At 32.4% G+C, this 2,348-nt stretch carries 1 protein-coding gene; it reads left to right on the forward strand.

The genetic code is table 11. The features are described from left to right. Positions 1–306 precede the first annotated feature (306 nt). Positions 307–1,458 (forward strand): hypothetical protein (locus AFK68_RS01435; RefSeq protein ID WP_210407166.1); only part of this gene is annotated, 1,152 nt, incomplete at its 3' end. Between the last annotated feature and the right edge of the window lie 890 nt (positions 1,459–2,348).

Below are 2,348 nucleotides of genomic sequence, written 5' to 3' on the forward strand. Positions count from 1 at the left end.
TCTGAGAGATTTATGGTAGAGGGGTAGGAATTTTTGCCAAAGATGTCTATGAGAAAAATCTACAAGTCAAATATTATNAGAGAAAATATCTGAGAGATTTATGGTAGAGGGGTAGGAATTTTTGCCAAAGATGTTTATGAGAAAAATGCACAAGTCGAATTTTTTGGGAAAATCAGAATTTCGACTCAGACTTGAGAAAAAGGTGGAAAATTTTCCTTGGGGATAGACATTTAATGAGTCTGTTTTTCCTTTATGGAAAATCGTGGCAAAATATAATTATGCACAAAATTTTTATAGGTTAGTCAGATGGGAAAATTTAGTATTAGAGAACATTCAGGGTTTATCTTTGAAGATGGATTTAATGTAGGAATTATTAATCTGCTTCAAGCATATAATATTCCGGGAAAATATGATATTTATCTACCTTTTTTACAGAGGTTAAAACTGAAAAATTTAGCAGAGGCGATCGCTGATGATATTGGTATTGTTTCACCTAGACAAAGAGATGAAGTTTATGACTGGATGTTTCACATATTTGCTACAGGTTTTGTCAAAGCAAATATTTTGGTTGATAACTGGTTGCGTCACATTGGGTGGGGAAAATATAAACCAGCGTCTAAAAGTAAACCGGAAAGATGGGAAGCAAGAAATGTGACTGTTGAATATTTCCAATGTTGTTTTTGGGGTGATAATACTATTAAGCAAATAAGTAAGAGTGAAAATGGAGTTAACTACTCTCTTAATATTCCTGCAAAACAACTGGGGATAACACCAAACCCCGCAAAATATAAAGACACGGGAAAATTTTTAAACTCAGACTGTATTTTACTGCTGAAACAAAAAGATAGTCGTACCCAAGAAGATAGATATGCTTTATTTGTTGCCGACTTATCAATTTTTGTGCTGAAAGAATTAATTGATATTAAACCTCTCAGAAATTATGAAACTATTGAGAAAATTATTTCTAAAGAGTACAACTACCGTCGGGGTAAAAGTATTTTTTCTCAGGTAGGAGTCGATATCGGAAACAAGGAAAATTTACTAGAGAATAAATATGGAGATTATCTCCTCAGTTTACTTCCAAAATTTGATGAAAAAATTAATGCTTTTCCCAAAACTGATAAGGAGATAGTGAAAATTATTCAAGCAGGAAGTTATGCAGATAATTTTATTGAATTTGCCGAAGAAAATCAGATATTTAATTCCTCTCAATTATCCCATATTCAGGTTTTGGGAATTAGCGATCGCCTGGAGCAAGCAATTACTGGTAATGGCAGTAATCAAAGTTTTCTAACTTTTCTCAAAAATTGTGGTTCTTTGTACAAACAAGTGAGGAAAAAAAATTCGGAAGCAGCTAGAAAAGAGATTAAAAATAAAGTGTTTAATCAAATACTTAGGGAGTTTGAAAATAATTTTTCACGGGATTTTATTTTTCGGATTAATTTTAAAAATGATTTCNTTTTCTAACTTTTCTCAAAAATTGTGGTTCTTTGTACAAACAAGTGAGGAAAAAAAATTCGGAAGCAGCTAGAAAAGAGATTAAAAATAAAGTGTTTAATCAAATACTTAGGGAGTTTGAAAATAATTTTTCACGGGATTTTATTAGAGATATTAAAACTAATACTGCCACAGAGAAAGAAGAGTTTAATTTTTCCTATAGCGAGGAAATAGATGAATTTAAAAATACTGCTGATGAGTGGGATAACCACAAACAAGAAGTTATAAAAGCTTTAAGTAAAGAGGATAATTTACTCTTGCTTCAAGGTGCCCCCGGAATAGGTAAAACTACGGCAGTTGTAGAGTTTCTTCAAGAATTAGAAAATAACTATTTATTTATTTACCTATCACCTAGAATTTCTGTCAATCAAGATATACAAGAAAAACTTAAAGATCAGGATGGAAATGTCAGTCAAAATCTTATTTATATCCAAAGTAACTCAAATTTAATCCGCGCTAATGGAGGTAATAAAGCTGTAAGTTGTATTAAGGGTAGTCTGGTAAATTTGCCTAAGTCTACAAGTGTTAAATTTCTGGAAAATGAAGATTTGGATAAGAGCTATAAACAAATAGCATCTAGAGAATCTCGCGATAAAATTGTTCCTAATGAAAATCTCAATAGTTTTCGGGGCATTTTTTGCATTGATTGCAGATTGATGCTTCTCGGATAAGGGTGGCAACCCATCTGCTAACATCCGATCAATTTGAGAGCCATAGTATCGAATTTGAGGATAATCTGAAGTCCCAGAAATAATTGGATATGTCTCTTTTCCAAAGGGATAAACTGCATCTCGCAACAGTGTAACGACTTCATCATCAAGATGCTGCAAAATGTCTTCAACAGGAACCAT

Source organism: Hydrocoleum sp. CS-953 (genome assembly GCF_002260545.1).
Classification (GTDB): Bacteria; Cyanobacteriota; Cyanobacteriia; order Cyanobacteriales; family Microcoleaceae; genus Trichodesmium.